Below are 3,865 nucleotides of genomic sequence, written 5' to 3' on the forward strand. Positions count from 1 at the left end.
CCGGGCACTGGAGCAGGTCGCGGAGCACGACGCCGCACTCGGGGCCCTCGCCACCAGGCTCGCGGAGCTGGCATACCTGCTGGGCGACGTCGGCGTCGAGCTCGCCCGCTACGCCGACGGGGTCCAGTCCGACCCCGCCCGTCTCGAGGGCGTCCACCAGCGCCGGGCCGAGCTCGCGACCCTCGCCCGCACCCACGGCGGCACCGTCGCCGAGGTTCTCGACTGGGCCGAGGACGCCGGGCGCCGGCTGCTCGAGCTCGACCGGGGTGAGGACCGCGCCCACGAGGTCCGCGAGGCCCTCCAGGAGGTCGACACCGAGCTGACCGACCTGGCGGCCACCGTCAGCCGCACCCGGGCGGACGCCGCGACCCGGCTGTCCGAGGCCGTCACCGCAGAGCTGTCCGGGCTCGCCATGGCCTCCGCACGGCTCGAGGTGGGGCTCGACGCCTCCCCGGAACCGGGACCCTGGGGTGCGGAGGACGTCACGATGACCCTCGCCGCGCACGGTGGGGGCGCGGCCCGCCCGCTGGGGCAGGGCGCCTCCGGAGGTGAGCTGTCCAGGGTGATGCTCGCGATCGAGGTGGCACTGGCCACCGCCCCCGCCTCGGGGGCGGCGCGCCCACCCACCTTCGTGTTCGACGAGGTCGACGCGGGCGTCGGTGGCCGGGCCGCCGTCGAGGTCGGGCGCCGCCTGGCCGAGCTCGCCCAGCAGGCCCAGGTCGTCGTCGTCACGCACCTGGCCCAGGTCGCCGCCTACGCCGACCACCACGTCGTGGTCACCAAGTCCCAGGGTGACGGCGGGGACGTGGTCACCGAGTCCGACGTCACCGTCGTCCAGGGGCAGGACCGTGTGGCCGAGCTCGCGCGCATGCTGTCAGGCAGCGAGGACTCGGCATCGGCACTCGAGCACGCGGCTGAGCTTCTGCAGCGCTCCGTCGTGGGACCATGAGAACCGATGAGACTGAGCCTGCGCCCCCAGCGCCCCGTTCCCGACCTGCCCGGCCTGCACGGGCCGGTGCGGGTGGACCCTCGCACCAAGAACCTCACCAAGCGCCTGCGCCCCGGTGACGTCGCCGTCATCGACCACCTGGACATCGACCGGGTGTCGGCCGAGGCCCTGGTCGCCTGCCGACCCGCGGCGGTCCTGAACGCGGCGCGGTCCACCTCCGGGCGCTACCCGAACCTCGGGCCCGAGATCCTCGTCTCCGCCGGGATCCCGCTGGTCGACGACCTGGGCCCCGACGTCCTGACCCTCGTCGAGGGACGTCAGGTCCGTGTGGACGGCGGTGACGTGTACGACGGGGAGACCCTCGTCGCCCAGGGCACCGTGCAGGACGAGCAGTCCGTGGCCACAGCCATGGAAGGCGCACGGGCCGGGCTGGCGGTGCAGCTGGAGTCGTTCGCGGCGAACACCATGGACTACCTGCGACGTGAGCGCGAGCTCCTGCTCGACGGCGTGGGCGTCCCGGACATCACCACCAGGCTGGACGGCCGGCAGGTCCTCATCGTGGTGCGCGGGTACCACTACAAGGAGGACCTGGTGGTCCTGCGCCCCTACGTCAAGGAGTACCGTCCTGTCCTCATCGGCGTCGACGGGGGAGCAGACGCGATCCTCGAGGCCGGGTGGCGCCCGGACATGATCGTCGGGGACATGGACTCGGTCTCCGACAAGGCGTTGACCTGCGGGGCAGAGGTCGTCGTGCACGCCTACCGCGACGGCTCAGCACCGGGGGTGGAGCGGGTCGAGAAGCTCGGCGTCCCGCACGTGGTCTTCCCGGCGACCGGGACCAGCGAGGACGTCGCCATGCTCCTGGCCGACGACAAGGGCGCCGAGCTGATCGTCGCCGTCGGCACCCACGCGACGCTGGTGGAGTTCCTGGACAAGGGCCGCTCCGGGATGGCGTCCACCTTCCTCACCCGGCTGCGGGTCGGGTCCAAGCTCATCGACGCCAAGGGCGTCTCACGCCTGTACCGCCAGCGCATCTCCACCTGGCAGCTGCTGATGCTCGTGGTGGCGGGGTTGCTGGCCGTCGGTGTGGCACTGGCCTCCACCGCCGCGGGGCAGACCCTGTTCGGCCTGTTCGGTGCGTGGACCGATGACCTCTGGTCCTCGGTGCGCGTCTTCTTCGGCGGGGCGGCATGACGCCCCTCGCCTCGACCCCTCGAAAGACCTCATAGTGATCGACTTCCGGTACCACATCGTCTCGCTGATCTCGGTGTTCCTGGCTCTGGCCGTGGGCATCGCCCTCGGCGCCGGTCCACTCAAGGAAAGCATCGGCGACACGCTCACGGGGCAGGTCGAGCAGCTCCGTCAGGAGAAGGACGACATGCGGGTGGCTCTCGACGTCACCTCTGCCGACCTCGCCCGCACGGAGACCGTGCTCGACGAGCTCGCCCCGACGGTCCTGGCCGGTGCGCTGGGGGAGCGTCGCGTCGCGGTGATCGAGGTCGGTGACGTGGACCCCGAGGTCCTGGACGAGGTCGGCCGCAGGGTCGGGCAGGCAGGGGGAACGGTCACGGCGAACGTCGCCGTCGCGCCCGCCTGGACCGAGCCCGGCCGGGGCTCGTTCCGTCAGCAGATCGCCGGCACACTCCTGGAGTACCTGGACCCGGTGCCCCCGGAGGACGCAGGGACGGACGCCGAGCTCGCCGAGGCCCTGGTCCAGGCGCTCACCCGCGCGGAGCCCACCGACCCGGACGCCACCGCCGACGAGACCGACCTCATCATGGAGGTCCTCCGTGAGGCCGAGCTCGTCGTCACCGACGAGCAGGTCACCGTCCCCGCCGATGCGGTGATCCTGGTGACCGGGCCCACCGTGGCGCTCCCCGAGGCGCAGGAGGCCGCGATCGAGGCGACCGCCGACGCCGAGGACCCGCAGGAGCAGGCGGACCAGGTCGAGGCGCTCGTGCAGGTCGCGGCCGCGCTGGCGTCCTCCGCCCAGGACCGCAGCGAGGGCGTCGTCGTCGCCGGTGGTGCCGTGATCGAGACGAACGTGGTCCAGCGCATCCGTCAGGACGACGACGCGGCCAGGCGGCTGGCCACCGTCGACGGCGTCCACACCGTGACCGGGCAGGTCTCCGTCCCGCTGGCGCTGGCAGCCCGGATCGCGGGCACGGTCGGGCACTACGGCCCCGGGACCGGGGCGACCGGGGTGGTACCGGCCCCTGTGGTGCTCGAACCGATCGTGCGCGTCGCCGACGTCCCGGAGGACGAGGACGGCGAGGACGGTGACGAGCCGGACCCGGACGGCGACGAGGAATGAGGCTCCCGACCGCCGGGCGCACGGTCGTGTCGTTCCTGGGAGCGGCCACCGCGACCGTCGCCGCACGCAGACTGCTGGACCTGACGACCGCCCCCGTCGCCCGTTCGGTGACCCGCACCAACCACCGCGGTGAGGACGTGAGCCTCCTCGAGGGCCCGGCGGTCACCGTCGGCGCGATCACCGGGTTGGCGCTGTCCGGGGCAGGGGCGCTCCCGGTGGTGGTCGCCACCACCGGTGGGGCGCTGTTCGGGCTCCTGGACGACCTCACCGAGGACGTGACCACACGCCGCAAGGGCCTGCGAGGTCACCTGGGTGCCCTCGCCCGGGGTGAGCTGACCACCGGTGGGGCGAAGGTCCTGGGGATCGGTGCGACGTCGCTGGTTGCGGCCGCACTGATCCACCGCGGCGACGGGCGGGGACGAGCCGGGCGCACGCTGGACGTCGCGGTCACCGGGGCCCTGGTCGCGGGCTCGGCGAACCTGCTGAACCTGCTGGACCTCAGGCCGGGCCGGGCACTCAAGGCGCTCGGAGTCGCGGCTTCCCCGTGGCTGCGGTGCGGGCAGCGCGGCGGTCCGGCCACCGCCGCGCTGCTGGGGGCGGCC

Annotated in this window: 2 protein-coding genes and 2 pseudogenes; all 4 read left to right on the plus strand. The window is 73.4% G+C overall.

The window, feature by feature from the left end; translation table 11 throughout:
- Positions 1 to 949 (plus strand): annotated as a pseudogene (locus tag N869_RS17925) (DNA repair protein RecN); the annotation flags it as partial.
- Positions 950 to 955: 6 nt separating this feature from the next.
- A complete protein-coding gene (gene steA, locus N869_RS13400) occupies positions 956 to 2,143 on the plus strand; it encodes a putative cytokinetic ring protein SteA (RefSeq protein WP_035062408.1) in 1,188 nt (395 codons plus the stop codon).
- A 34-nt stretch (positions 2,144 to 2,177) separates the two neighbouring features.
- Entirely contained in the window at positions 2,178 to 3,263 is a 1,086-nt protein-coding gene (locus tag N869_RS13405) for a copper transporter (RefSeq protein ID WP_035062409.1), read from the plus strand.
- Positions 3,260 to 3,865 (plus strand): annotated as a pseudogene (locus N869_RS13410) (hypothetical protein); the annotation flags it as partial. The gene N869_RS13405 and the pseudogene N869_RS13410, both read left to right, overlap by 4 nt.

The sequence above is a fragment of the Cellulomonas bogoriensis 69B4 = DSM 16987 genome (genome assembly GCF_000767165.1).
Taxonomy (GTDB): domain Bacteria; phylum Actinomycetota; class Actinomycetes; order Actinomycetales; family Cellulomonadaceae; genus Actinotalea; species Actinotalea bogoriensis.